Source organism: Terrabacter sp. Soil811, assembly GCF_001429655.1.
In the GTDB taxonomy this organism is placed as follows: domain Bacteria; phylum Actinomycetota; class Actinomycetes; order Actinomycetales; family Dermatophilaceae; genus Terrabacter.
This window is the reverse complement of the sequence record NZ_LMSX01000007.1, coordinates 228127-252504: the sequence shown is the minus strand read 5'-3', so window position 1 is coordinate 252504 and position 24378 is coordinate 228127. Positions and strand designations below refer to the sequence as shown.

The following is a 24378-nucleotide window of genomic DNA, read 5'->3' as shown; positions in this document are numbered from 1 at the left end:
CACCGTCGAAAGGCCCCGCTCTCACGCAGCTGCAGTGAGAACGGGGCCACTCGACTGGGACGGGGCGCTCACTCGAGTGGGGCTGGGCGCTCACTCGAGTGGGGCGGGGCGGACTCCCGCGCGTCAGCGGACGGTGACCCGGCGCAGTGCGCTGCTCGAGCCGACGTAGGCGCTCGACCCGCGGTAGACCCACATGTAGTCGACCGACGCGCTGGGGGCGTGGGCGTAGGAGACCGTGCCCACGGAGCTCGAGGTGCGCGTGGCCGTGAGGTTCCACGTCGTCGAGCCGACCTTGCGCCAGTAGAGCTGGACCGGGACGCCGGAGATCGGACCACCGGTGTCGCGGCGGGTCAGCTTGCTGCTCACCGTGACGAAGCGGCCCTTGGTCAGCGACGTCGTGCTGGAGCCGATGGTCTCCGCGGTGCCGACGAGCTTGACCGACGATGCCGGGCTGTACCTGCCCGAGCGGTCCTTGGCCCAGATGCGGAAGCTGTACGTCGTCCCCTGGGCGAGGTTGACCTTCGCGCTCAGCGCCGTGCCCGAGTAGACGCCGGTGCCGGCCGTGACGTTCGCCGGCGGGGTGGATCCCGTGGCCATCCGGACGATGTAGCGGTCGAGGTCGTTGACCGCCGGCGCCGTCCAGGTCAGCGTCGCCGCGCGCAGCGCGCCTGTCGCCCTGAACGCCCCGACGCCCTTCGGTGCCACGTCGACCGTGCGGAACGTCGAGGAGTATGCCGTCGTCATCGTCGTTGCCGACGTGTCCTTCACGCCGGAGACCGTGAGCCGGTAGGGGGCGTCGTCGTAGAGCGGCGACGTCGGCCTGACCGTTGCGGTGCGCTTCACGGCGTCGTAGCTGACCGTGGCGGGGACCGCGGATCCGTTGCGGCCGTTGAGGATCCGCACCGTCGACGTCGTGACGCTCGAGGGCACGACGTCGCGGGCGAACGTCACGGTAGGCGTGTAGGTCTGCGTCATCCCCGACCCGAAGTCGTTGGGCGACGTGCTCCTCACCCACAGCTGAGTCGTCCCCGGCGTGGAGGCGCCGCCGTTGCGGACGAGGCGGAGGCCGCTGTCGGTCGCGACGACCGCATCGGGGCTGCCATCGCCGGTGACGTCGCCGACGGCCAGCGCCCCGGGACCGAAGTCCTGGACCGTGTCGGTCTGCCCATAGCCCGTGGCGCCGAGAGTGCCGTCCTGCCCTTGGAACTCGACCGTGACGTGGCCCCACTTCTCGTGGAGGGCGATGACGTCAGGTCGCCCGTTGCCGTCGACGTCTCCGGACTCGACCGAAGTCGGCCAGTCGGTGGTGCTGCGTACGACGGGGTCGGCCAGCTGACCCGTGCTCGTCTGCGTCAGCACGACGATCTGCGACGAGGGTGCGACCTCGCCGGTGCTGACCACGAGGTCCGCACGCGAGTCGCCGTTGACGTCGGCCACCTCGATGCCGCGGTGGACGGCGCCGGCGACGGCGACGTGAGTGGTGCTCGTCCACCCAGTGGTCGTGTTGTGCAGCACGCGGACGCCGTCGGCCGCGACGGCCGCCACGTCGGGGCGTGCGTCGCCGTCGAGGTCACCGGTCTCCAGCTCCGTGGCGTGAGTGGCGGAGACGACCGTGGCGGCCCACGACCCGTCGACCTGCTGCACCAGCGCTGTGACGCCCGCAGGAGAGGAGGTGACGAGGTCGGTGCGACCGTCGCCGTCGAGGTCGGCGGTCTCGACGAAGGTCACGCCGGATGTACCAGGCACGAGGGTGGCGGGTGCGAGGTCGCCGGCTGCCGTCTGCAGGAGAACCTGAACGCCGAGATCCGTCGCGACGACGACGTCCCGGCGTCCGTCACGGTCGACGTCGGCGACGACCACGTTGTGGGCGAGCGAGGAGTCCACGGTCCCGTACGGGCGAGCGGCGCCGAACGTCCCCGAGCTGGTCTGGGCGAAGACGTAGAGCTGCGCCCCGGTGCCGGGCGCGGCCGCGGTGGCCACGGCGTCGACCCTGCCGTCACCCGTGAGGTCGCCGACCGCGGTGGCGCCCAGTGCCGCGTTGCCGCCGGCCACGGACGCGACCGGGAAGAGGACGGACGGGTCGAACTCACCGATGGGGGCGGAGTCGACGCCGACGACGTAGGACGCGTCGGTGCGGTTGCCGTTGAAGTTGCGCACCGTGAAGAAGTACTCGTCGCCTGATGGTCGGAACGTCAGCGTCTCGCTCTCGCCGGGTCCCTTGGCGTCGACCTGCCCGACGAGCCGGAGGTTCTTGTCGTAGACGGCGAGCACGGGGTCGAGGTTCTGGGCGTCGTCGGCGTTGTTGTACGAGGGGCCTACCGTGACGCTCGCCGCCCGCAGGGCCGTGGGCGTGAAGCGGTACCAGTCGACGTCGCCCTCGACGTCGATGAGACCGTAGTTGGCCTGGTCCAGCGTCTTGGCGCGCACGGGCACATCGTTGGGCTCACCGATCCGCGGGGCGGGCTGGGCGAAGTCGGCGGCCCAGCCGCCGCCGAGCGCGTTCGTCGCGTCGACGACGCCGGCACCGTAGTAGGGGTCGATGCCGCGGGGCCCGGCGTCACGCGCTGTGGACCTGAGCCGCGAGAGCACCTGCGCCGGCGTCAGGGTCGGCGACTGGGTGCGGATCAGGGTGGCGACGCCGGCCACGATCGGCGCGGAGAACGACGTGCCGTCGCCGAAGTAGTACGTGTCGCCGAGGCGCGTCGACAGGATGCCCCATCCGGGGGCGGCAACGTCGATCCACGGGCCGTAGCTGCTGAAGTCCGTCAGGGCGCCGGTCGAGTCGGTGGCGCCGACGGCGATCGCCTCGGGATAGGCCGCGGGGTACTGCGGCACGTCGTCACCCCAGTTGCCTGCGGCGACGATGACGACGGCACCCTTGGCGACGGCATTCTTCACGGCGTCGTGCAGTGCCGGGTTGTCGCCGTCTCCGCCGAGCGAGAGGTTGAGGATCTTCGCGCCGTGGGAGACGGCCCAGTTGACGCCCTCGGCCACGTCCGAGTCGGTGCCGTTGCCAGTGCCGTCAAGGACCTTGACCGGCATGATCTTGGCGTTCCAGGCCACGCCCGAGATGCCCACACCGTTGTTCGTCGCGGCGGCGATGATGCCCGAGACCATCGAGCCGTGGCCGTTGTCGTCGCTCGCGGCACCGGCGGCGATGCCGACGTTCCTGATGGCGTTGTAGCCGGCAACGGTGCGGCCGACGAGGTCGGGGTGCTTGCCGTTGACGCCGGTGTCGATGACGGCGACGATCTGGGTGAGCGAGCCCTTCGAGCGATCCCAGGCGGTCGGCACGCGGACGGTCTTGAGGTAGTCCTGGTCGTAGCCGAAGGCCGGGTCGTTCGGCGTGGCCGCGGCGGAGCGCACGTAGTCGAGCGTGACCTCGGCGACCGACGGGTCGGCGCCGAGCCTGCTCGCGAGCTCCTCGGCGCGACCGTTCGTCGTGACCTTGACGAAGCTCGTGCCCCCGAGCTGCGCGCCGGCATGTCCTCCTCGACGCGTGAGCGCCAGGTCCCGGCTGGCCTTGGACGCCGTCGTCTTGAACTTGACGAGGACCGTGTGCGGGTCGTGGGCACGGGTGTGGCCGCCGGTGCGGGAGGGCCGCGGCAGGTGCTTGGCCACGACCTTCTTCGCCGTCGGGGTCGGAGCCGCGGACGCGGCGGGGGAGGTGGCGAAGGCCGTGACGGGCGCGACGAGCGCAAGCGTCAGGGCAGCGGCCAACGGCCGGCGTCTGAACATGGAGGAGCCCCTGTGAGAAGTGGTGGTGCGAGCGCATCATGACAGAGCACGAGGTCCCGGATGCCTCGAATGCACCGACATCTGCACGCACCCGCAGCGGCTCGCGAACCCCGCGCCGCACGCGGACCGCGGCACACGGCATACGCCATCGGTCGGGAGTGTGTGCCGGGTGCTGTCCGACGCGGGGAAAGGTGCGGCCCGCCGACCACAGGGGAAGATCGGCGGGCCGCGTCGCGGGCACCCTCTCGGGGTGCGGATCGAGGGGGCTCGTCAGCCCAGGTGGGCGGCGTCGATCGCCGACTGGAGGCTCTGCTGGTAGGCCTCGCTCGTGTAGGTCGCGCCGCTCACGACGTCGATCTGCGCCGACTGCGCCGCCAACGCCTCGCGCCTCAGGGTCGGGGCGGCGCCGGCGCTGATGGACACCGACGTGCGCGAGCTGTCGGTCAGCTGGAGGGCGTGGACGTTGGTGATCTTCTTGCCCGTGAAGCTGACCCGCACCTGGACGGAGCCGTACTGCGTCCCGACGACGGCGCCGTCGACGGTGCCGGACGCGGGTGCCGCAGTGGTGGCCTTGGGAGCGGCGACCGACGTCTTCGATCCGCTCGACGTCTTCGAGCTGCCCGTCGGCTTGGAGCCGGAGGCCTTCGAGCTGCCGGACGGCTTCGGCGGCGCAGCGGCGACGGGCGTGCCGGCCTTGGCCGACGACAGGATGTGGACGCCCGTGACGGCGGCGTGCTTCGGTGCGAGCCCGGTCGCCCAGGACGCACTCAGCGTGACGATGCCGGCCAGGCCGACGAGGGCAGACGTTGCCTTCCTCACCAGGAGAACCTTTCGTCGTGGATGTGGGCCTTGGGGATGCCGCCCTCGAGGAGGCTGCGGTGGACGAGGTTCATCCAGCCGCCGGGGCCGCAGAGGTAGGCCTCGTGGCGGCGCAGGTCGGGGACGAGCTCGGCGAGGCGCTCGGCATCGGGGACCGGCCGGCCGCCGGAGTGGTCGGGCGGCAGCCAGGAGCCGCCGACGGGCGGGCCGACGAGCAGGAGCAGCTGGTGGCCGCCGACCGCAGTCAGGTGCTCGAGCTCGTCGCGCAGCGCGAGCTGTGACTCGTCGTTGGCGCGGTAGACGACGGTGACGTCGCCGGGGCCGGCGTGGCCGTGGCGCACGAGCTCCTCGAGGATCGAGCGGACCGGCGTGACACCGATGCCGGCGGCGAGGAGCAGGACGCGACGGCGGACGCGCTGGCGGGAGGTGAAGGCGCCGTAGGGGCCCTCGAAGAGGACGCGCGTGCCGGGTCGCAGGTGGGCCAGGCGGCTCGAGTGGTCACCGAGCTCGCGCACCGTGATGCGCAGGCGGCGGCCGTCGGGGGCGCTCGAGATCGACCACGGGTGGGCGGTCGCGAGCAGGCGCGGGCTGACGAAGCGCCAGTTGAGGTACTGCCCCGCGCGGACCGGGAGCCGGTCGAGGTGACGGCCCTTCATCCACACGGACCAGACGCCGGGGGCCTCCTCGACGACGTCGGTGACGCGCAGGTCGTGGCGCAGGCTGCGGGCGACGGGGACGAGCACGCGCCACCAGAGGACGCTCGCCGCGACGATCACGAAGAGGGTCCACCAGTAGGTGCGCACCCACTGCGAGGCGGTGAAGTCCGAGCCGATCGACAGCTCGTGCGGCACCGCGAGGACGACGGCGGCATACGCCGTCAGGTGCACGAGGTGCCACCACTCGTAGGACAGGCGCCGGCGGGCGATGCTGACCGATGTCACCGCGATGACGACGAGCAGGGCGGTGGCGATGAAGGCGAAGAGGAGGTCGCTGCCACCGGTGAGGAGCCGGAACGACTCGACGACCGGAGCGAACGGGCCGTGCAGGTCGTCGCGCGCCGCGTAGCCGATGACGATGGCGCCGACGTGGACGAGCACGAGCGGCACCGTGACGCGGCCGAGGATGCGGTGCGCCTTGAGCGCCCGGTCCATCCCGTAGACGCGGTCGATCCACGGCACGCGGGCGGCGAGGAGCAGCTGGATGAGCAGCAGGTCCATCGCGACGAGGCCGGTGAGGCGCCCGACGGCGATGAGGGTGGTGCTGCTCGTGCCCGCGACGAGGTCGTGGCTGCCTCCGCCGAGGAGGAACTGCGCCACGACGGCGAGCAGGCTCGCGATGGCCAGGGTCTCGAGGAGGTCGCCGGTGCGGGCCTGCCAGCGGCGGAAGTCCGCGCCGGCACGCAGGGCTCGACGGACCCGGCTCGGGGTCCCACGGTGTGGTGCGATGGTGGTGCTCACACAGTCGATGGTGGGCAGCCGATCTCAGAAAGTTATGAGACACGAAAGGGAGGCTCGGGCCATGACCGCGTCGCCGATCCGCCCACGGCTGCTCCTCGTCGAGGACGACCCCGACCTCTCGCAGATGCTCGCCGAGCTGCTCGGCGAGGAGGGGTATGCCGTCACGGCCGTCCGCGACGGACAGGCGGGCCTGCACCGTGGCCTCGTCGACGACTGGGACGTGCTCGTCGTCGACCGTGGGCTGCCGGGCATCGAGGGGGTCGACCTCGTGACGCGCCTGCGCTCGCGGGGCCTGACGGCGCCGGTGCTCTTCCTCACGGCGCGGGGGACCGTGGCCGACCGCGTCGAGGGTCTCGATGCCGGGGCGCAGGACTACGTCGTCAAGCCCTTCGACGTCGACGAGGTGCTCGCGCGGCTGCGGGCCCTGCTGCGCCCGATGGGTGGTGCGGCCGGGGAGCTGGCCGTCGGTGAGCGACGGCTCGTCGTCGCCGAGCAGCGGCTCGTCGGTGGTGACGGCGAGGTCATGCTGTCGGGCCGCGAGGCCCGCCTGCTCGAGACGCTGGCGCGCCGGCCCACGCGGGTCTTCACCCGGGACGAGCTGCTCGTCGCGGCCTTCGACAACGCCGACACGCTTGGCGCCGTCGACACGTACGTCTACTACCTGCGCCGCAAGCTCGGGAAGTCCGTCATCGAGACCGTGCACGGCGTCGGCTACCGGCTCGGGGCCTCCTGATGGGGAGGCGCTCACGGGCGGCCGTGGGGGAGCGCGACCCGTTGCGACGGGCATCGCGGTCGGTGGCTCTGCGCGTCGGTGCGACCACGGCCCTCGTCGTGCTGCTCGCCATCATTGGCACGGCCGTGCTCTTCGACCGGCAGCAGCTCGCCGAGATCCGCGGGCGCACCGAGACGACGGCCCGGACGGCCGACGACGTCGTCGACGCGCCGCCCGGCACGTGGCTCGTCAAGCTGACCGACTCCGGTCACGAGGCGACCCGGTCGATGCCTCCCGAGCTGGCCGCCGCGGCCTCTGCCGTGGGGCCGGACGTGTCGGGCGCGACGAGCCTCACGGCTGACGGGCGGTCGTGGCCCGCCTGGGTCGACCGTCGCGAAGGCGTGCGCTACGTCGCCGTCTACGACATCCGCCTGCACACCGGCGAGGAGCAGCGGCTGCTCGTGTCGACCGCGGCGGCCGGACTGGTGGGGGTGCTCCTGGCGGCGCTGACCGGGCTGTTGGCGGGGCGGCGCGCGGTGCGGCCGCTCGGCGAGGCGATGGAGCTGCAGCGCCAGTTCGTCGCCGACGCCTCGCACGAGCTGCGCACGCCTCTTGCCGTCATCAGCACCCGGGCGCAGATGCTGCGTCGACATGTCGCCGCGGACGCTGCGGTCGCTGGCGGCGGGGACTCGGCGGCGGCGCGGCGGCTCGCCGAGGTCGACCAGCTCGTCCACGACACGCAGGCCATGGCCGACGTCGTCTCCGACCTGCTGCTCTCGGCGCAGCTCGAGCACGTCGACGAGGTGGCCGAGCGGGTCGACCTGGGTGCCCTCGCCTCGGAGGTCGTCACGTCGCTCATGCCGTATGCCGCGGACCACGGGGTGACGCTCGTCGACGAGGTGGCCGGGGCTGGAGGGGTCGCAGTGCTGGGAGTGAGGCCGAGCCTCCGTCGCTCGGTGCTGGCGCTCGTCGACAACGCGATCGCCCACTCCGAGAAGGGGACCCAGGTCGAGGTGCGCTCGGGCGTCGAGGACGGTCAGGTCCGCGTCGACGTCGTCGACCACGGTCACGGGGTCGATGCCGCTGATGTCGAGCACCTGTCGCGCCGCTTCTCCCGCGGTGACGGCGGCTCTGGAGGGCGGCGCGTCGGGCTCGGTCTCGCGCTCGTGACGCAGATCGTCCGGTCACACGGTGGCCGGCTCGATGTGACGGAGACACCTGGCGGGGGAGCGACCTTCTCGCTGCTGATCCCAGCGGCCGCACCCGACTGAGGGGCATCCCGCGCAGACGCAGAACGGGCGCACCACGTCGTCGTGGTGCGCCCGTCCTCCCCTGCTGCGCCGGCTACTTCAGCTTGAAGTATGCCGTGATGGTGCTCTCGTCCTGGGCCCTCATGGTGACCTGGTAGCACGTGCCTGCGGATGCCTTCGGCGTCTGCCAGTTCTGGATGAACTGGCCACCGGTGCTGTCGTAGCGAAGGCTGGTGCCGCCGGTCGTGGTCAGTTCGATCGCGTCCTCAGCCGGTGTCGTACCGCAGATGATCTGCTTCGCACCGAACGACTTCACGGCCGACACGCTCGTCAGCTCGGTGGATCCGCTGAAAAGTTCGAACTTGAGCGGCACGGTCGAGCCGGCCTTGACCGTGTTCAGAACGGTGGAGCCCATGTCAACAGGCTGGTAGAAGCCCTGGGTCCTCCAAGCGGCGATCGTGAACGTGCCGGTCTCGCTGGCGGGAGTGTAGTTCGCGCCCCCGGCGTAGGACGCCACCACGGCGACCGTGCCGACGCTTGTCACGTCCGTCGTGACGGTCCCGCCACGGGAGTACGTCATTGTGACCGGGGCTCCGGCGAGCTCGGTGCCGATGCCCTGCACGGCGGCGGTGCACGGGTGTGCTGCTCCGTCGTAGAGGACACCAGTGGGGCAGCCCACGTTCACGACGGGCGTGGCTTTGCCGATGACGAGCATTCCAGCCTGGTTCGCCGCAGCGTAGTTGTCGCCACCCGCGTAGGACGCGTTGACATCGAGCGTCCCAGAGTTGGTGACGTCGCTCGTGCTGGATGCGCCGCGCTTGTACGCGACCGTGACCGATGCGCTGGCGAGTTCGGTTCCGACGCCTTGGACCGCCGCGGTGCACGGGTGTGCTGCTCCGTCGTAGATGACGTCCATTGGGCAGCTCAGGCTTACGACGGGCGTGGCCTTGCCGATCTCGAAGGACTTGTCGTCCGTGTCGCCCGTGTGGTTTGCGTCGCCCTCGTACTCAGCGTAGGCACGGGCTGTGCCGGCGTTGAGGTTCGTGTCGGCATAGTCGACGTCGAGGTCCTGGGACAGGCCGCCCGCACCGGTGACGGTCGCGGTGCAGGGTGTCTGCGCGGTCCCGGTGTAGGTGTACGGACCTGCTGCGCACGTCACTGTCACCRAGGAKTCAGCCTTGTCGATGGTGAAGGACGCGGTCTTGGAGCTGTCGTAGTGGTTGGCGTCGCCGGCGTAGCTTGCCCGGACGCTGCCGGTCCCGGCGTTGGTGTTGTCGGTGTACTGCGCGGTGGCTGTGCCGGTGACGACGCCGGCGCCGTGAACSGTCGCCGTGCACGGCTGCAGTGCAGCGCCGTTGTACGTGGCAGGGTCGCACATGATCGTCACCGAGGAGTYAGCCTTGTCGATGGCGAATGTCGTCGAGCCACTGGCCGGGGCGTGTGTCCCGTCACCGGAGAACGACGCCGACGCAGAGGCCGTGCCTGCCGCGGTGTTGTTGCCGTAGGAGACTGGCACGTCCTGGCTGAAACCACCGGCGGATGTCACCGTGGCCGTGCAGGGCGACAGGAGTTGACCGGTGTAGACCTGTGCCGGCTCGCAGGTGATCGAAACATGGCTCGCGGCGCGGACGATCTCGAAGGCTGCGGAGTCGTTGCTGGCCGTGTGGTTGGTGTCGCCGACGTAGCTGAACGTCGCTGTCGCCGTGCCGACAGCCGTGTTGGCGGCGTAGGACGGCGTAGGCGTGAGGTGAAGGCCGCCAGCCCCCGTCACCTCGACGGAACACGGCGTGAGGGGAGAACCGGTCCACGGCGTGCTGCTGGGGCACGTGACGGAGGTGGTGGACGACGCCTTCGTGATGGCGAACGTCGCACTGCCGTTGCTGGACCTTTGGGTCGCGGTGCCGGCGTACGTGGCCGAAGCCGTGACCGTGCCAACGCTGGTGTTGTCAGTCGAGTACGTGACCGGCACGGTCGCGCTGAGGCTGTTCCCGGTGACCGTCGCGGAGCACGGGCTCTTCGCAGTGCCGTCGTAGATGACCGACGCGGGCAAGCAAGTCACCGTGGTGGTCGTCGCGGCAGGAACGATGGAGTAGGTCGACCTGGCCGTCGCAGCGAGGCCTCCGGTGTCGGACGCGCTACAGGTGGCGGTTTGGCTGCCGATGCCTTCGCTCGCGTTGGGCCCGGAGATCGGCGAAAGGTCCGCCGCGAAGCTTCGAGACGGATCTTCCTGGTCGGTGAACGAGCATGCAGCTACGGGCACGCTGCCGAACTCGTAGTCGGCTCCGGCCGAGACGCCCGTGACCGCGACGACGGGAGCCGTGTTGGAGGGTGCCGCGGGTGCGACATTCACGGTGAAGGTGGCGGGAACCAAGTTGAAGGTTCCGTCGGTGTTGTTTGACGTGAGGCCCAAGGAAACCGTGGTGGATCCGACGATCTTGGGTGTAATGGTGAGAACCCGTACTGCACCGCAACTGTCAAAGGTCACGCTGGACGGCGAGACCGCCGCCACTGCTGCGCTGCTCGAGCTCACCGACAACACGAGTGTGCTCGAGGACGTCAGGTTGCAGCCGTTCTTGCCATCCCCGTTGGTCGGGTTGACAACGAGCGTCGTGCTTCCAGTGGCACCGCCAGCGTTGAGCGTCATGACCTCCGCAGTGGAGTCGACCGTCGCGTCGAGAGTGTTGGTGACATCGTCGGCCAGTGCGGCTTGAGCGCCTGCGGCCGTGAGTGTGATTGCTGCCGCTAGGGCAGCAAGAAGTCGGCGTGTTGCCATGGTGGTGGGTCCCTCTCCCCTTTAGAGCGTCGACACCTTCGCCCCCGCGACTCGACGTGAGGCACAAACTAGGTCGGCCCCGACCGATGTGTCTGCGGAATCCCCATTTCCGGGTTCCTTTGGGGCCCATAAGAATTCGCTGTGTCCGAATTAGGCTGGTTTGTCATACGGTGGGGAGACAAAGTCCCCCGAAGTCGCTCCGAAACCCACGCGCAACGACGCCGTCGTTGACGTTCAGTGAGGGACAACTGCCTCAGATCGACGCGGTCTGCTCTCGGTTGCTTCGGTTCACGCACCGATGGCCCACCGGGAACCGTCAGAGCTGTGTGAGGACCTGCTCGCCGATGTGGCGCATCCCGCGCAGGACGGCCCAGACCGTGAGGTGGTCGAGCGTCGTGCCGGGGGAGGGGTCCCAGTTGGCGACCGCGGCCCAGGTGATCGTCCGGTCGGCCGACGTCACAGCTCCGACGTCGGCCCTCACCCCGGCGTCCGTCCCGGTCTTGTTCCAGAACGTCGTCGGCAGGCCCAGCGAGGAGTGGTGGGCGATCGGATCTAGGCCACCTTGCTCGACGAGGGCCGAGCCGACCATCGACTGGTCGACGTTGGCCGAGAGCCACTGGCGCACGAGGCGATCCGCGTCTGGGCCGGCGGCTGTGCCGGAGGCGAGCCGGGCCATGAGCTGGCTCAGTTCGGTGGCGCTTCCGGTCGACAACGTGGCGGGGTGGTCGGCGCTTCGCACGTCGCGGACGCGGTCGTGCAGTGCGGTCGCACGCAGGCCGAGGGAGGTGGCGCGGGCCGCGACCTCGGCGAGCCCGACCCGCCGGAGCAGGACATTGGTCGCGAGGTTGTCGGAGACGGCGCCGACGAGGGCCGCGACGTCGATGAGGGGGAGCGTCTCGACCGAGAGCGTGTGCCAGAGGCCGGAGTCGCCGACCCAGAGGTCGACGGAGCGGGTGAGCGGCTCGTCGGGGGAGAGGTCGCCGGCGGCGATGAGTCGGGCCGTCTCCACGAGGAGCAGCACCTTGCCGACGGACGCCGTGCGCAACGGCGCGTCGGCACCCGCGGCAGCCAACGGCATACCCAAGCCGTCACGGACGCACACCGACCACGTGACGCCGCCGGCGTCGGGAAGCTCGAGCTCCATGTCAGCCAAGGGTTCCGAGCCACGTGAGGAGGGCGGCGTTCACCTCGTCGGGGGCTTCCTCGGTGAGGAAGTGGCCGGCGCCGGGGACCTTGACATGGCGGTAGTCGCCGGGCACGAAGGCGCCCGACCCGTGGGTGGCGGCGGCGATGACGCAGCCGTCGTCGCTGCCCTGGAGCTGGAGCACCGGCACTCGGATCGCGTGACGGATGCGGCGCATGAAGAGCGGCCCGTCGGGGCGCACGGCCGACCTGCCGAGCCAGCGGTAGTGCTCGGCGGCGGAGTGGGCCACGAACGGGATCATCATGGCGTCGCCGTAGCGCGAGACGTCCTCGGGCGTCGGGAAGCTGCCGAAGGGTGAGGACCACGAGCGGAGGAGCTCCTCGACGTAGTCGTGCGACTTCGCCATCTCGCGCTCCGGCACGAACGGCTTTTGCAGGCCGGCGATCCATGACGAGGCGCGACGTTGCTTGGCGTTGGACCACATCGCGTGCCGCAGGATCCGCGGGTGTGGCATCGACAGCGATGCGATGGCGCGGGTGACGTCGGGTCGAAGGATCGGCATGCACCACGCGATCCAGCCGCCGAGGCCCTGACCCATGACGACGGCGTCCTTCTCCCCGAGGGCGCGGATGACGCTGGCGGCGTCGAGGGTCGCCATGTAGGTGTCATAGCCCCGCGGGGGCTTGTCGGAGCCGCCGTAGCCACGGAGATCCATGGCGGCGACGCGGTAGCCGGCGTCGGCCAGGGCGACCATCTGTTCGCGCCACACGTACCAGAACTGCGGGAAGCCGTGCAGCATCAGCACCAGCGGGCCGTCGCCCAGCTCGGCGACGTGGAAGCGGGCGCCGTTAGCGGAGACGTAGCGGTGTTCCCACGGACCGTCGATGTTGACGAAGGCAGCGTCGACGGACATGGGTGTGGCTGGTGGTCCCGGGTCAGGCGTCGCGAGACGGGTCAGGCGTGGTCGGCGCGCTCCCGTTGCTCGGCGGCGCGGCGGGAGTGATGGGAGCAGTGGTGTCGGCCGGCACGGTGGCCGGGAGGCCGGGGCGGTCCCACTCGGGGCGCGGGGCCGGCACCGTCGTGCCCGGGTGCTCTACCGCCGACTTGATCGCCTCGACCGTCTCCTGAGCCTCGGCGATGGTCTTCGCCGGGGTGGGCTCGACCGTCTTCATCTTCCTCACGCCGAGCAGGCCGAGGACGGCCGCGACGAGAAGCATGAAGACGGTGACGATGAGGAAGCTCGCCCAGCGCGGCAGTCCCAGGGCCTGGATGCCTTCGGCGAGCGTCGTGAAGAGGAAGTAGACCGAGTAGAAGACGATGACGGCCGCTCCGGCGAGCAGGCCGCCGCCAACTCCGGCCTTCTTGACCTGCACCGAGACCTCAGCCTTGGCCAGGGCGATCTCGCTACGGACCAGCGTCGAGATGTCCTGTGTCGCGGACGCGACCAGCTGGCCGAGTGTCCGCTCCTGCCGGGGATCCGTGCTCATCGGCTCACTTCCTCGGTGATCGTCGGTGACTGCGCGGTCGCGCCTACCAGATGCAACCCTACTGCGCAGTCCCTACCCGAACGTGCACGGCAGGCACCATCACGCCCGATCGAGTCGTCCCTCGGTCTCGTAGACGTCCGGCACGCCGTCGTGGTCACGGTCCGCGGTCTCCCGGGCCTCCACGAGCCCGTAGTGCCGGTTGCGCACCCGGAGCACGACGCTCGAGAGCAGCGCGGCGATGACGCTGCCGCAGAGGACGGCGAGCTTGACGTGGTCGTCGCGCTCCGAGCCGTTGCCGAATGCGAGCTCCCCGACGAGCAGGCTGACCGTGAACCCGACGCCCGAGAGCACTGACAGCCCGAGGACGTCGGTCCAGGCCAGGTCTTCGTCGAGCTCGGCTCGGGTGAAGCGGGCGACCGCCCAGGTGCCGCCGAGGACGCCGACCGTCTTGCCGACGACGAGCCCGACGACAACGCCGACTGCGGCTGCGTCACCGAGTGCGGAGCCGAACCCGCCGCCGACGACCGTGACCCCGGCAGCGAAGAACGCGAAGACGGGCACCGCGAAGCCCGCGGAGAACGGACGGATCTTGTGCTCGATGCGCTCCGCGAGCGAGTGGCGGTCGGGGTCGTCCTCCACCTCGCGGTTGACCGGGACGAGGAGCCCGAGCAGGACGCCGGCCACGGTGGCGTGGACGCCGCTGGAGTGGACGAAGACCCAGGCGAGCAGGGCCGGGATCGCGAGGATGAGCGGGTTGGTGATCTTGCGCTTGAGGAGCAGGCGCCACGCGGCCAGGGGGATGATCGCGGCGAGCAGCCAGAGGAAGCTGACCGTGTCGGTGTAGAAGACGGCGATGATCGTGATCGCGATGAGGTCGTCGACGACGGCGAGGGTCAGCAGGAACGAGCGCAGCGCGCTCGGCAGGTGCGTGCCGATGACGGCGAGCACCGCCAGCGCGAAGGCGATGTCGGTGGCCGTCGGGACGGCCCAGCCACGGAGTATGCCGCTGAGCTCGCTCGCGCTGTCGCCCCGGCTCATCAGCGTGGCCGTGACGACGAACAGGATCGCGGGCAGCGCGACGCCGCAGACCGCGGCTGCGATGGGCAGTGCCGCCTTACGTCGGTCCGACAGATCGCCCGCGACGAACTCGCGCTTGAGCTCGATGCCGGCGACGAGGAAGAAGACGGCGAGCAGCCCGTCGGCCGCCCAGGTCCCCAGCGACAGGTCGAGGTGGAGGGCGTGCGGGCCGATGACGGTGTCACGCAAAGCGGCGTAACCGTCGCGCCACGGCGAGTTCGCCCAGATGAGGGCGGCCACGGCTGCGGCGAGGAGGATCGCCCCGCCGACCGTCTCGGCGCGCAGGAGGTCGGCGACGTAGCGGGCCTCACGCCAGCTGCCTCGGCCGAGCAGCCGGTTGCCGGCGCTGTCTCGAGGGGGTGTCGGCGGGGTCGTGGTGGGGTCGTGGTCGCTCACCTGGGGTCCCTTCGGGGGATGGGTCATGGGACGCCGACCAGACTTCCCGGCACACCATGGCCACTCGCGTCGTCGCCGTGAGCCGCCTCGATTCTAGCGAGGCGGCGACCGCCGGCCCGGGAGGCCTTACGGGAGGCGTCCGGGAGCCGGAGGTGGCGGCGTGGCATGCAGAGGTCCGAAGGTGGCCGGGCGGCCGGCGCCGCAGGACGGAACGCGCTGCGCCACGGTCAAATCGGACTAATTAGACATCGGTGGATTCGGCCGGTTGGCAGCCGTAGATTATGGCTCGGGAGGGGGGCTCCCACATGGGTGAGTGTTATGGGGGTTTGACGATGAACGACAAGCCAGCGGGTTGGTACTACGTCGGCGATGGCACGTTGCGCTACCGCGACGACTACGGGTGGACCGAGTACTACATGGACACCAAGGACCCGCGCGCCCAGGACTGGCCGCCGCCGAAGCCCAAGACGCTGCTCCAGCAGTTGCGTGAGGACGAGGCTGCGCGGTCGATGGCCGCCGCCCACCGTGGCTCTCGGGTGACCACGCTCTTCCGGCGGCGCAAGGCAGCGCACTGAGCGTCCGCGTGACGGTTCGCGCCTCTGTGCCGTCACGATTCTCCGCATTCTCCTGCGCGCCGCAGTACCTCTGGGAAATACTCCACCGCTGAGGGGCTGAATATCCCTCTACAGGGAGATTCAGGGGGACGAATGCGTATCTGCATCGTTGGGGGTTGCGGCCATGTGGGTCTGCCCTTGGGGCTGGTGCTCGCGGCCGCGGACTGTGACGTCGTGGCGCTGGACACTGACGCCGAGGCGGTCGCCCGGGTCAACTCGGGAGTCATGCCCTTCCAGGAGGAGGGCGCTGACGACACCCTCCTCGCGGTTCGCGCCGCCGGCCGGTTCTCTGCGACGACGAATGCTCGCGCCATCGCCGACGTGGACGTCGTCGTCGTCGTGATCGGCACGCCGGTCGACGACCACCTCAACCCCGACCCCAACGCGGTCGTCGGTGCCATCGAGGAGTGCCTGCCCTACCTGAACGACGATCAGCTCGTCATGCTGCGCAGCACGATCTATCCGGGGGTGACGAGGTCGGTCGGTCGCATGCTCGAGGAACGCGGCGTGAAGGCGCCGGTCGTCTTCTGCCCCGAGCGCATCCTCGAGGGGCATGCGCTCCGCGAGCTGCGCACCCTGCCGCAGATCGTGGGCGCCATGTCGCTCGAGGGCGCTGAGCGAGCCACTGCCGTCTTCGACCACCTCGACGTCCAGTGCATGATCGTGACGCCGGAGGAGGCCGAGCTCGCCAAGCTCTTCACCAACACCTGGCGCTATATCAAGTTCGCGGCAGCCAACCAGTTCTGGGAGATGGCCAACGACGCCGGTCTCGACTTCGCACGGATTCGCGAGGCCATCACGTTCGACTATCCCCGCGCTGCTGATCTCCCCGGCCCGGGATTTGCCGCTGGTCCGTGTCTCTTCAAGGACGCCATGCAGCTGTCCGCCTTTGCCAAGAACACCTTTGCGCTCGGCCATTCGGCCATGCTCGTGAACGAGGGCATGCCCCTCTACGTGGTGGACCGACTTGCCGCGCGGTTCGACCTCGAGAACATGACCGTCGGCATCCTCGGAATGGCTTTCAAGGCAGGGTCCGACGACTCACGTTCGAGCCTGTCCTACAAGCTCAAGCGCACCCTGCGCTTCAGGGCCAAGCGAGTGCTCACGAGCGACCCGTACGTCACGAGCGATCTGGCGCTCAGCCCGCTCGACGTCGTCCTCGACCAGGCCGACATCCTCGTAATCGGCGCTCCCCACCCGGAGTACAAGGCGCTCTTCACCGACAAGCCTGTCGTCGATGTCTGGGACCTGCAGGGGAACGGAACCCTCGTATGACGGCTCCTCGAGCCACGATCGTCCTGCCTGCCTACAACGAACACGAGTCCATCGTCACGGCCCTCCGACGTATCGACGACACAGTCTCGCTGTCCCACGAGATCCTCGTCGTGGTCGACTCCGAGTCCGACACGACCATCGCGGCGGCCCGCGAAGAAGTCAGCCGTATGCCGCATGCCCGGGTCGTCGTGCAGGACTACGGCCGTGGACCCGCCAACGCCATCCGCTACGGCGTCGACCAGGCGCAGGCGCCATGCGTGGTCGTGACCATGGCTGACGGCTCTGACGACGTCCGCGTCATCGACGACCTGGTGCGCCTCGTGGAGCGGGGCTTCGTCGTCGCGTCCGCATCGCGCTACATGCCGGGTGGAGCACAGAGGGGCGGACCTGTCGGCAAGCGGCTCATGTCGGAGACCGCAGGGCGGAGTCTCAACCTGCTGGCACGCGTCGGCACGCGCGACGTGACGAACGCCTTCAAGGCATACGACACGGCCTTCGTCCGGGAGGTCGGGATCGACTCACGATCAGGCTTCGAGATCGCGATCGAGCTGGTGTCCAAGGCTCGTCGGGCACGACGGCCGGTGGCGGAGATCCCGACGATCTGGCTCGACCGGGAAGTCGGGGCGTCGAACTTCAAGATCAGGGCTTGGCTGCCGAAGTACCTCTACTGGTATGCCTTTGCCTTCGGTCCGGCTGTCCCGCAGGAGAGCGTGCGCGCTCGTGTCAGCTCCAAGGTGAGAGGTTCACGATGAAGGTTTTGGTCACGGGGTCCGCCGGGTTCATCGGCGGCTACGTCGTGCAGGAGCTGCTCAAGCAGGGCTGGGACGTCGTGGGTATCGACAACTACTCGAAGTACGGTCCGGTCCGACACTCCTACGACAACCACGAGCGCTACTCCTTCGTCGAAGGAGACGTGCAGGACACGGACCTGATGCGTCGACTCATGGGCGACGTGGACCACGTCATCGCGGGAGCGGCCCTCATCGGCGGCATCACCTACTTCCACAAGTACGCCTACGACCTCCTCGCCCAGAACGAACGGATCATCGCGTCGACGTGCGACGCGGCCATCGCCGTCCGACGTGAGGGCGCGCCGCTGCAGAAAGTCACCTACCTGTCGTCGTCGATGGTCTTCGAGTCGACGGACCGTTGGCCCTCGGCCGAGGGCGACCAGCGGCTCGTTCCGCCGCCGCGATCGAGCTACGGCTTCCAGAAGCTGGCCGTCGAGTACTTCGCGCAGGCCGCGTGGGACCAGTACGAGCTGCCCTTCACGATCCTGCGCCCGTTCAACTGCGTCGGCATCGGCGAGCGCCGAGCGCTCGGTGACCTCGAGGTGTGGTCGGGGAACGTCCCGCTGGCCATGAGCCACGTCGTCCCTGACCTCGTCCAGAAGGTCGTCAAGGGCCAGGACCCGCTGCACATCCTGGGAGACGGGGCCCAGGTGCGGCACTACACCTACGGCGGCGATCTCGCGCGGGGCATCGTGACAGCGGTCGGGCACCCCAAGGCGACCAACGAGGACTTCAACCTCTCCACCGCCGTGGGCACGACCGTCACCGAGCTGGCCCACGAGATCTGGACCAAGGTGAACGGTGAGCGACCGATGTCGCTCGTCAACGACCCGGCGTTCGAGCACGACGTGCAGAAGCGCGTCCCTTGCGTCGACAAGGCGAAGCAGGTGCTGGGGTTCGAGGCGACGACGACTCTCAGTGACATGCTCGACGAAACCATCCCGTGGATCCGTTCGGCCATCGCGTCGGGGATCCTCTAACAGGTGGTCGCGCCGGTCGGTGTGGCTAGTTCACGACGACGGCCCAGCGCTCACGGAGTCACTGGTTCGATGGAGTACATCGCGGGGTCAGCCGTCCGTGAGGCCCGCCATCCGGCTGGGAGATAGTCCTCTGGCTTGAGGGCATCGTCGCAGCTCAGCAGATAGCGGTAGTTCGTGATCGAAGCAGCCGAGGGCCGGGATGAGGCCAAGCCATCGCGAATCATGAAGCCGTGCCGATCGGCGCCGTACAGGAGCGTGGGGTCCCAGTCGCATCCGATCACGAGCACCTGCTCGTCGGGGTGTGTCATTGCGGCCAGCCGAGCTGAGAGATCCGGTGTCGAGGGTGAGCGTGCGAACTGGAGCGCCTCTGACGAGCCCAGCGGGATCGCGATAGCTGAGACGACCATCAATCCGGCGAGCAGAGCGGTGAGCCTGGCCTTGCCTGTTGCCGGTGTGGGAAGCCTCTCGGCAGCCGTGACGATGCCAAGCGCCATGAGAGCGCAGACCATCGGAAAGACGGCAATCCAGTAGTAGGAGTGCACGGCATAGAGGTTGAAGAACACGATCGGTCCGCTCGCCGTTGCTGTGACCAGCCCCCACCGGTGCCAGCCAGAGCCACGATCGGCCAAGGCCCCGAAGACCGCGACAAGCACACCGACGCCCAGCGGGCCCCCGACCTCCAAGAACGCGTGGAGCCCGAGGCTCGAATAGGAGGACCCAGATGTCCGCATGGAGACATCGCCGAAGTTCCACACTGCTAACTCGTCGCTGGTCAGGAAGCGGGTTGCCGGTTGCCCTCCCTTAACGTTGTCTGCAAAACGGGTCCACAGACCAGCAACGAGAACTGCCACGCCGGGACCGAGGGCCAGTGCAGTCACGATTCGACCGAGTGGCCTCCTCGTTCCGCGGACGGCTGCGAACGCGAAGAGTAGGAGCACGCACCACGGGAAGGCCGTCGTGACCTTGACGAGCGCGCAGATCCACGCCGAGCCGGCTCCGAGCGCGAGCCCAACTGCCCCGCCCCTTCGCACGTAGCCATCCAGGGAAACGACCATCCCCAGACCCAGGGCCACAGAGCTGAAGTCGATGAGCGAGCTTGCCCCCCAAGCAAGCCCGAAAGGCAAGAACTGCATCAACGCCACCGCCAAGGTCGCCGCCGTGGTTGCGAACCAACGTCTGACGAGCACCCACAACAGCACAGCGGCGACCTGGAAACCGATGAGCCCAAGTATTCGTCCCGCCATCTCCGCACTGATACCGACCCTGGCGATCTGGGCTGCCAGGCCTTGGAAGAGCGGCATCTCCATGGGCACATTCGCGCTAGCGCCAAAGACAGGTAATGGGGTCGTCAGTAGGTCGGTGCCGTGTCGCATGTACTCCCGGATGACGAAAGCGGTCTGGGTCTGTCGAAAGGAATGCGCCTCGAAGAGTGAGTGGCCGAGTTGGGGGATGCGCACAGCGGTTCCGATCGCGAGCAGCAGCCCGAGCGGAAGCCGTGGATCTCTTGGCTTGCTCTTCGTCGCGGAAATACTCACTGATTCCTCTCCGAACTGGGCAGTACCAACGTGCGCGAACCTACAAGACGGACTGGTCGTGAATGGTGGAATATGCGCCGAACTGCCGCTTGTGTGTGACGCCACGGGGAAGGGGCGGTTTTGGAGCAGAGGCCCGACGGCACAACTGGTCGAAGCCCGCGACTCAGGGGCAGAGGGGGAAACATGCTTTCGCTTCTGGTCCCACTTCAACCAGCACTACCGGACCGGCGCTCGACCCGTCGTGGCAATGGTCGTTGAACGCAGCCGCTGCGAATGGTCTGTCTTTCGGGCGCGACATCGTCTTCTCGGGTGGTCCCGCGTCGAGCGTCGTGACCACGATGTTCCACACGGCCACCCTATGCATGGTCAGTCTTGCTCTGCTCGGTTCTTGCTGTCGTCGCGTGGGCGTCCCTGCGCCTGACCCACGGTGACAGTCGCTGGTTGCACGCGGTTCTCGTCACCGCCCTCCTCGCAGGCCTTTCTGACGAGTCGGTTTGATCCTCGTGGTGCCATTGCTCGACGTGATGGGGCTTGCCTCCTCGCTCGCGCGCAAGTCCAGCATGCTCAGCGTCCTTTCGATCACGGCTGTTGCGGTGGCCGCCTACGTGACAAGCGTTCTCCTCTGTCTCAGACGAGGATTGCTTTGGTTGTTGTGTATGGCCCCGCCACCACTCTCCCTCGCAGCCCTATGGCTGCTCTTGGGACAACCATTGGGCTCCTTGGCTTCGTTCCTTGATGGAGTAGTGGAGCTTGCAAGCGGGTACACCGACGCGATGAGTCTTGGAGACCCTCGGGGCGGCCTGCCGGCATACCTACTGCTGGGGATCGCTGGGCTGGTGATGTGCGCTGCTGTGACGCAGATCCGAGGCATCAGGCCAGGCGCTTCCCTGCTGCTCGCAATCGTCGGAGCGGTCACCGTCGCCACAGCCATGAAGCAAGGGTTTGTGCGAGCAGATCAGCACGTGCTCATTGCGTTCTCCGCCCTCGTGGGCCTCGGTGCGGTTTCGATAGGCGTCTCCAGCCAGCTTCGGCGCACGGGGGCCCTGGCGGAACTTCTAGCGGTGCTGTTAGTGGCGTCGATCGGATTCGGTCCGGGTGCGCTCGCGATCATCCTGCCGGTTCATCAGGTGAGCGGGATCGCGTCAGTTTGGCCTAGCCGCCAGACGGGTGACTGCATCGCTTCCGTCACTGTCGGATCAGTACAGGGAGGCTGTCGCATCGGTGGTTGTGGGCTCCACTTGCCCACGCTCGACGACAAAGTCGACACGTACTCCCACAAGCAGGCCGCTGTTCTGGCTCGCTCTTTGGGCTGGTCGCCCGGCCGGTGTTCCAGAGCTACTCGGCGTACTCGGAGGGGTTGGCAGGGCGCAACCGTGAGTACCTCTCGGGGTCAGCGGCTCCCGAGTGGGTGCTCTTTGCGCCGCAGCCGATCGATGACAGCTACCCGAATGTCGAAGACGGTCCGTCCTGGGTCGAGATGATCCATCGCCTTGAGCCGGTGACTACTGTCGGTGACAAGGTTCGTCTTTCACCGGCGGCCCCAACAGCCGGTGGTGACCCATTGCAGCCCGCCTCGGTACACGGTGAGAAGGTCGCTTTGCCCGCGAGCGACGGTCTGCGGTTCGTTACGTTCGACATCGAACCATCGCGATTTGGGCTGGCGGCCTTCGCCCTCTACAAGTACGAGTCATTGCGACTGACTGTCTGGACTGCGGATGGTGTCGAGCGCTCTTGGCGCCTGCCGCTCGGCATGGCGCCCAAGCCGGCGTTCCCCTCTCCCAGGTGACCGCCTCGGCGCGCGAGTTCGCGTCCCTGTATGGAGATCATTCGCACCAGCAACTCGAGCGAACCGTCGTGGCCATCCGGGTCGACTCCGCCGACCTCCTCTGGGAGTCCTCCTAGCGGTTCACGATGTCCACCATTTTGGCGCCGATCCGTTGAGTCGACCGGTCCGGCGAAGTTTCTGATTTCGCGGACGTAGCGGACACGGCCAAGGCATGCTGGGCGGCGGTGGACGCCGACTAGGGGAGCGTCTCCGGCTCTGGGGAGGGCACATGACGGCACAGGCGGACAGCGGGGTGGAGGTTCTCGTCGCGCGACCTGCTGCCATGAGGCCGGTCGACCGGCTGGCGGCTCTTGGCCGCCGGGCTCTCGCCGACAAGCGCGTGAAGTTCGTCCTCACCGGCGCGCTCAACACCGCCTTTGGCTTCGGGTGCTTCGTGGCCTACCAGTACCTCGTCGGTGTGCGTTTCGGCTACATGTGGACGCTCATCCTTGCGCACATCACAACGGTCCTCTTCGCGTTCATGACACACCGACGTCTCGTCTTCCAGGTGGCGGGCTCGGTGCTGCGCGACCTCTGGCGCTTCGAGTCGGTCTACCTCGTGGCCCTCGGCATCAATGCCGTGCTGCTGCCCCTCGCCGTCGAGGTCGCGGGGCTGCCGGTTCTCGTCGCCCAGGGCGCCATCACGGCGCTCAACGCCTTCGTCAGCTGGTTGGGGCACAGCCGCTTCAGCTTCCACCGCAACGAGGTCGCAGCGTGAGTGCGGAGCTGCCATGGCCCCTGGTCTCCGTCGTCGTCCCGACGTACAACAACGCCGCGTTCGTCCGCGAGACGATGCGCTCAATCTTGTCGCAGACCTTCGAGGATTTTGAGCTCATCGTCAGTGATCACTCGAGCACGGACGGCACCTGGGAGGCGCTGCAGCCGTTCGCGGTCGACCCTCGCGTCCGACTGATGCGCATCAAGGCCTCAGGGAGGGCCGAGGACAACTGGCGTAACGCGACGTCAGCCGCGACTGGCGAATTCCTCAAACTCGTGTGCGGCGACGATCTGTTGGCGCCTGACAGCATTGAGCGGCAGGTCGCGGCTCTGCGTGACAACCCTGCGGCCGTGATGGTCGCCTCGCGCCGTGACGTGGTCACTGCCTGCGGTGATGTTGTGCTTCGTTCATGGGGACTATCGGGCCTTGTGGGGACGGTCTCTGGCTCCGAAGCGGCTCGCCGTGGCGTCCTTGCGGGTACCAATCCCTTCGGGGAGCCTGCCTGCGTGATGCTGCGACGGCGCGTGCTGATGGAGGTTGGAAGCTGGGACGCGTCGTTCCCGTATGTCATCGACCAATACACATACTCCAAGGTCTTGATGCATGGTGATTTTGTCGGACTGGCGGACTCCCTTGCCAGTTTCCGTCTCAGCGACAGCCAGTGGAGCGTCGCCCTCGCAGACCAGCAGTACCGCCAGATCGTGTCCTTCCACCAAGTCCTGGCTGAGACCTATCCGGGTCTGCTGAGTCGAAGTCATCGCATCCGTGCCGGTGCGCGTGCACGTGCGCTGACCTACGCGCGGCGAGTTGCTTATCTCTCACTCCAGCGACGGCTGCGTAGTTCGTCGGTGGGTCTCGAGCTGGCCACCAGCGTCTCGTCGAAACCGGTCGTCCCTGGGATGCCCGTCGTGGCCTTGACGGACTGAAAGAGAAAGACCACGCCTCGTGCCACGTAAGGCACGCCGCGCATTCCCGATCAGCTTCCCGGCAGTTGGCCGGCTTCGCCCTAGGATTCGTCGTCATGAGCCACCCAGAGCAACTGGCCTTCTTCGCAGCCGTGGCGCGGGCCAACCGCGGCCTACTGGCGGACGGACGGCTGATCGAGATCGGCTCTTACGATGTGAACGGAAGCATTCGCTCACTCTTTCCCGCACGCGATTACGTGGGCGTCGATCTTGTGGCGGGGCCAGGGGTCGACATCGTCTCGTTCGGTCACGACATCAACCTCCCCGATAGCCACTTTGACGCAGCTCTTTCCGGTGAGTGCTTCGAGCACGACCCGCATTGGAAGGACACCTTCTCCAACATGGCGAGGCTCACGCGCCCCGGAGGATTAGTGGCGTTCACGTGCGCATCTACGGGTCGCCCCGAGCATGGAACCATCCGGTCGCGGGCGGTAGAAAGCCCGGGTACCCAGGCAGAGGGCATCGACTACTACCAGAATCTGAGTGAGCAGGACTTCGGCGGGCTCCCGTTGGAGGAGTTGTTCAGCGCCTACCGCTTCTGGTACCTGCCGACGTCGTTTGACCTCTACTTCGCCGGAGTCCGCCGCGGCGGCGAAGGAGCGCATCTTCCTGACCCGACTGAAGTCGCACAGATCGCCCACCTGATGAGACTGGGCCATCGCGTGGCCCGCCTCCCACTGAGAGTCGCGCTGAGGGTGCTGCCCGCCCAGCGCTACCAGCGCGTCATATTGCCCTACTGGACCGCGCTCCTGCGACTACGCACTCGTTTCGGCGGCACGATCGCCAGCTAGCTTCATGTCGGAGCGAGCCTGATCCTTGCGG

19 protein-coding genes are annotated in these 24378 nt (G+C 68.3%); 10 read left to right on the top strand and 9 right to left on the bottom strand.

Features of this window, described 5'->3' with window-relative positions; all coding sequences use genetic code 11:
- Positions 1 to 123 precede the first annotated feature (123 nt).
- From ASH01_RS08060 to ASH01_RS08050, 3 genes are all read right to left on the bottom strand, one after another.
- The gene (locus ASH01_RS08060; protein ID WP_082619602.1) at positions 124 to 3738 is read right to left on the bottom strand and encodes a S8 family serine peptidase; all 3615 of its coding nucleotides are present in this window, start codon (positions 3736 to 3738) and stop codon (positions 124 to 126) included.
- Positions 3739 to 4008: 270 nt separating this feature from the next.
- The gene (locus ASH01_RS08055) at positions 4009 to 4557 is read right to left on the bottom strand and encodes an FMN-binding protein (protein WP_056774005.1); all 549 of its coding nucleotides are present in this window, start codon (positions 4555 to 4557) and stop codon (positions 4009 to 4011) included.
- Entirely contained in the window at positions 4554 to 6014 is a 1461-nt protein-coding gene (locus ASH01_RS08050; RefSeq protein ID WP_056774003.1) for a ferredoxin reductase family protein, read from the bottom strand. The genes ASH01_RS08055 and ASH01_RS08050 overlap by 4 nt, the downstream gene beginning before the upstream one ends.
- A gap of 61 nt (positions 6015 to 6075) precedes the next feature.
- Here ASH01_RS08050 and ASH01_RS08045 point away from each other — a divergent pair, with 61 nt between their 5' ends.
- Positions 6076 to 6747 carry a response regulator transcription factor gene (locus ASH01_RS08045; protein WP_056774000.1) on the top strand — a complete coding sequence of 224 codons (672 nt, stop codon included), beginning with the start codon at positions 6076 to 6078 and terminating at the stop codon, positions 6745 to 6747.
- A 62-nt stretch (positions 6748 to 6809) separates the two neighbouring features.
- The gene (locus tag ASH01_RS08040; RefSeq protein WP_235509572.1) at positions 6810 to 7997 is read left to right on the top strand and encodes a sensor histidine kinase; all 1188 of its coding nucleotides are present in this window, start codon (positions 6810 to 6812) and stop codon (positions 7995 to 7997) included.
- Between the two features lie 73 nt (positions 7998 to 8070).
- On the opposite strand, the gene ASH01_RS22910 is transcribed toward ASH01_RS08040, so the two are convergent.
- The 5 genes from ASH01_RS22910 to nhaA form a co-directional block, all read right to left on the bottom strand.
- Positions 8071 to 10749: a PxKF domain-containing protein gene (locus tag ASH01_RS22910; RefSeq protein ID WP_156415497.1), complete on the bottom strand. Its 2679-nt coding sequence runs from the start codon at positions 10747 to 10749 to the stop codon at positions 8071 to 8073.
- Between the two features lie 316 nt (positions 10750 to 11065).
- A complete protein-coding gene (locus tag ASH01_RS08020; protein ID WP_056773991.1) occupies positions 11066 to 11893 on the bottom strand; it encodes a serine hydrolase in 828 nt (275 codons plus the stop codon).
- Position 11894: 1 nt separating this feature from the next.
- Positions 11895 to 12806 (bottom strand): alpha/beta fold hydrolase, encoded by a 912-nt coding sequence (locus ASH01_RS08015; protein WP_056773989.1) that lies wholly within the window; start codon positions 12804 to 12806, stop codon positions 11895 to 11897.
- 22 nt (positions 12807 to 12828) lie between these two features.
- On the bottom strand, positions 12829 to 13380 hold the full coding sequence (locus ASH01_RS08010; RefSeq protein ID WP_056773985.1) for a phage holin family protein: 552 nt from the start codon (positions 13378 to 13380) through the stop codon (positions 12829 to 12831).
- 99 nt (positions 13381 to 13479) lie between these two features.
- Entirely contained in the window at positions 13480 to 14853 is a 1374-nt protein-coding gene (nhaA, locus tag ASH01_RS08005; RefSeq protein WP_056773982.1) for a Na+/H+ antiporter NhaA, read from the bottom strand.
- Positions 14854 to 15185: 332 nt separating this feature from the next.
- Here nhaA and ASH01_RS08000 point away from each other — a divergent pair, with 332 nt between their 5' ends.
- The 4 genes from ASH01_RS08000 to ASH01_RS07985 all read left to right on the top strand — a co-directional run bounded on the left by ASH01_RS08000 (position 15186) and on the right by ASH01_RS07985 (position 18513).
- Positions 15186 to 15428 (top strand): hypothetical protein, encoded by a 243-nt coding sequence (locus ASH01_RS08000; RefSeq protein ID WP_056773980.1) that lies wholly within the window; start codon positions 15186 to 15188, stop codon positions 15426 to 15428.
- Positions 15429 to 15560: 132 nt separating this feature from the next.
- The gene (locus tag ASH01_RS07995) at positions 15561 to 16742 is read left to right on the top strand and encodes a nucleotide sugar dehydrogenase (RefSeq protein WP_056773976.1); all 1182 of its coding nucleotides are present in this window, start codon (positions 15561 to 15563) and stop codon (positions 16740 to 16742) included.
- The gene (locus ASH01_RS07990; RefSeq protein WP_056773973.1) at positions 16739 to 17494 is read left to right on the top strand and encodes a glycosyltransferase family 2 protein; all 756 of its coding nucleotides are present in this window, start codon (positions 16739 to 16741) and stop codon (positions 17492 to 17494) included. Before ASH01_RS07995 ends, ASH01_RS07990 begins: the two co-directional genes overlap by 4 nt.
- Entirely contained in the window at positions 17491 to 18513 is a 1023-nt protein-coding gene (locus ASH01_RS07985; protein WP_056773969.1) for an NAD-dependent epimerase/dehydratase family protein, read from the top strand. Before ASH01_RS07990 ends, ASH01_RS07985 begins: the two co-directional genes overlap by 4 nt.
- A 50-nt stretch (positions 18514 to 18563) precedes the next feature.
- Here ASH01_RS07985 and ASH01_RS07980 read toward each other — a convergent pair whose 3' ends face one another.
- Positions 18564 to 19820, bottom strand: coding sequence for a hypothetical protein (locus ASH01_RS07980; RefSeq protein ID WP_156415496.1), 1257 nt, complete (start codon positions 19818 to 19820; stop codon positions 18564 to 18566).
- Positions 19821 to 21372: 1552 nt separating this feature from the next.
- Here ASH01_RS07980 and ASH01_RS07975 point away from each other — a divergent pair.
- The 4 genes from ASH01_RS07975 to ASH01_RS07960 all read left to right on the top strand — a co-directional run bounded on the left by ASH01_RS07975 (position 21373) and on the right by ASH01_RS07960 (position 24347).
- Positions 21373 to 21834, top strand: coding sequence for a hypothetical protein (locus tag ASH01_RS07975; protein WP_056773963.1), 462 nt, complete (start codon positions 21373 to 21375; stop codon positions 21832 to 21834).
- Positions 21835 to 22102: 268 nt separating this feature from the next.
- A complete protein-coding gene (locus tag ASH01_RS07970; protein ID WP_200961779.1) occupies positions 22103 to 22591 on the top strand; it encodes a GtrA family protein in 489 nt (162 codons plus the stop codon).
- The gene (locus tag ASH01_RS07965; RefSeq protein WP_235509571.1) at positions 22588 to 23517 is read left to right on the top strand and encodes a glycosyltransferase family 2 protein; all 930 of its coding nucleotides are present in this window, start codon (positions 22588 to 22590) and stop codon (positions 23515 to 23517) included. The genes ASH01_RS07970 and ASH01_RS07965 overlap by 4 nt, the downstream gene beginning before the upstream one ends.
- 95 nt (positions 23518 to 23612) lie before the next feature.
- Positions 23613 to 24347, top strand: a complete 735-nt coding sequence (locus ASH01_RS07960; RefSeq protein ID WP_056773955.1) for a methyltransferase domain-containing protein — start codon at positions 23613 to 23615, stop codon at positions 24345 to 24347.
- The last annotated feature ends 31 nt before the right edge of the window (positions 24348 to 24378 follow it).

Excerpts from the sequence above, each read along its gene's own strand:
- ASH01_RS08060 (WP_082619602.1), bottom strand. The coding sequence starts at position 3,738 with ATGTTCAGACGCCGGCCGTTGGCCGCTGCCCTGACGCTTGCGCTCGTC.
- ASH01_RS08045 (WP_056774000.1), top strand. The coding sequence starts at position 6,076 with ATGACCGCGTCGCCGATCCGCCCACGGCTGCTCCTCGTCGAGGACGAC.
- ASH01_RS08020 (WP_056773991.1), bottom strand. The coding sequence starts at position 11,893 with ATGGAGCTCGAGCTTCCCGACGCCGGCGGCGTCACGTGGTCGGTGTGC.
- ASH01_RS08015 (WP_056773989.1), bottom strand. The coding sequence starts at position 12,806 with ATGTCCGTCGACGCTGCCTTCGTCAACATCGACGGTCCGTGGGAACAC.
- ASH01_RS08010 (WP_056773985.1), bottom strand. The coding sequence starts at position 13,380 with ATGAGCACGGATCCCCGGCAGGAGCGGACACTCGGCCAGCTGGTCGCG.
- ASH01_RS08000 (WP_056773980.1), top strand. The coding sequence starts at position 15,186 with ATGAACGACAAGCCAGCGGGTTGGTACTACGTCGGCGATGGCACGTTG.
- ASH01_RS07995 (WP_056773976.1), top strand. The coding sequence starts at position 15,561 with ATGCGTATCTGCATCGTTGGGGGTTGCGGCCATGTGGGTCTGCCCTTG.
- ASH01_RS07990 (WP_056773973.1), top strand. The coding sequence starts at position 16,739 with ATGACGGCTCCTCGAGCCACGATCGTCCTGCCTGCCTACAACGAACAC.
- ASH01_RS07985 (WP_056773969.1), top strand. The coding sequence starts at position 17,491 with ATGAAGGTTTTGGTCACGGGGTCCGCCGGGTTCATCGGCGGCTACGTC.
- ASH01_RS07980 (WP_156415496.1), bottom strand. The coding sequence starts at position 19,820 with ATGGAGATGCCGCTCTTCCAAGGCCTGGCAGCCCAGATCGCCAGGGTC.
- ASH01_RS07970 (WP_200961779.1), top strand. The coding sequence starts at position 22,103 with ATGACGGCACAGGCGGACAGCGGGGTGGAGGTTCTCGTCGCGCGACCT.
- ASH01_RS07960 (WP_056773955.1), top strand. The coding sequence starts at position 23,613 with ATGAGCCACCCAGAGCAACTGGCCTTCTTCGCAGCCGTGGCGCGGGCC.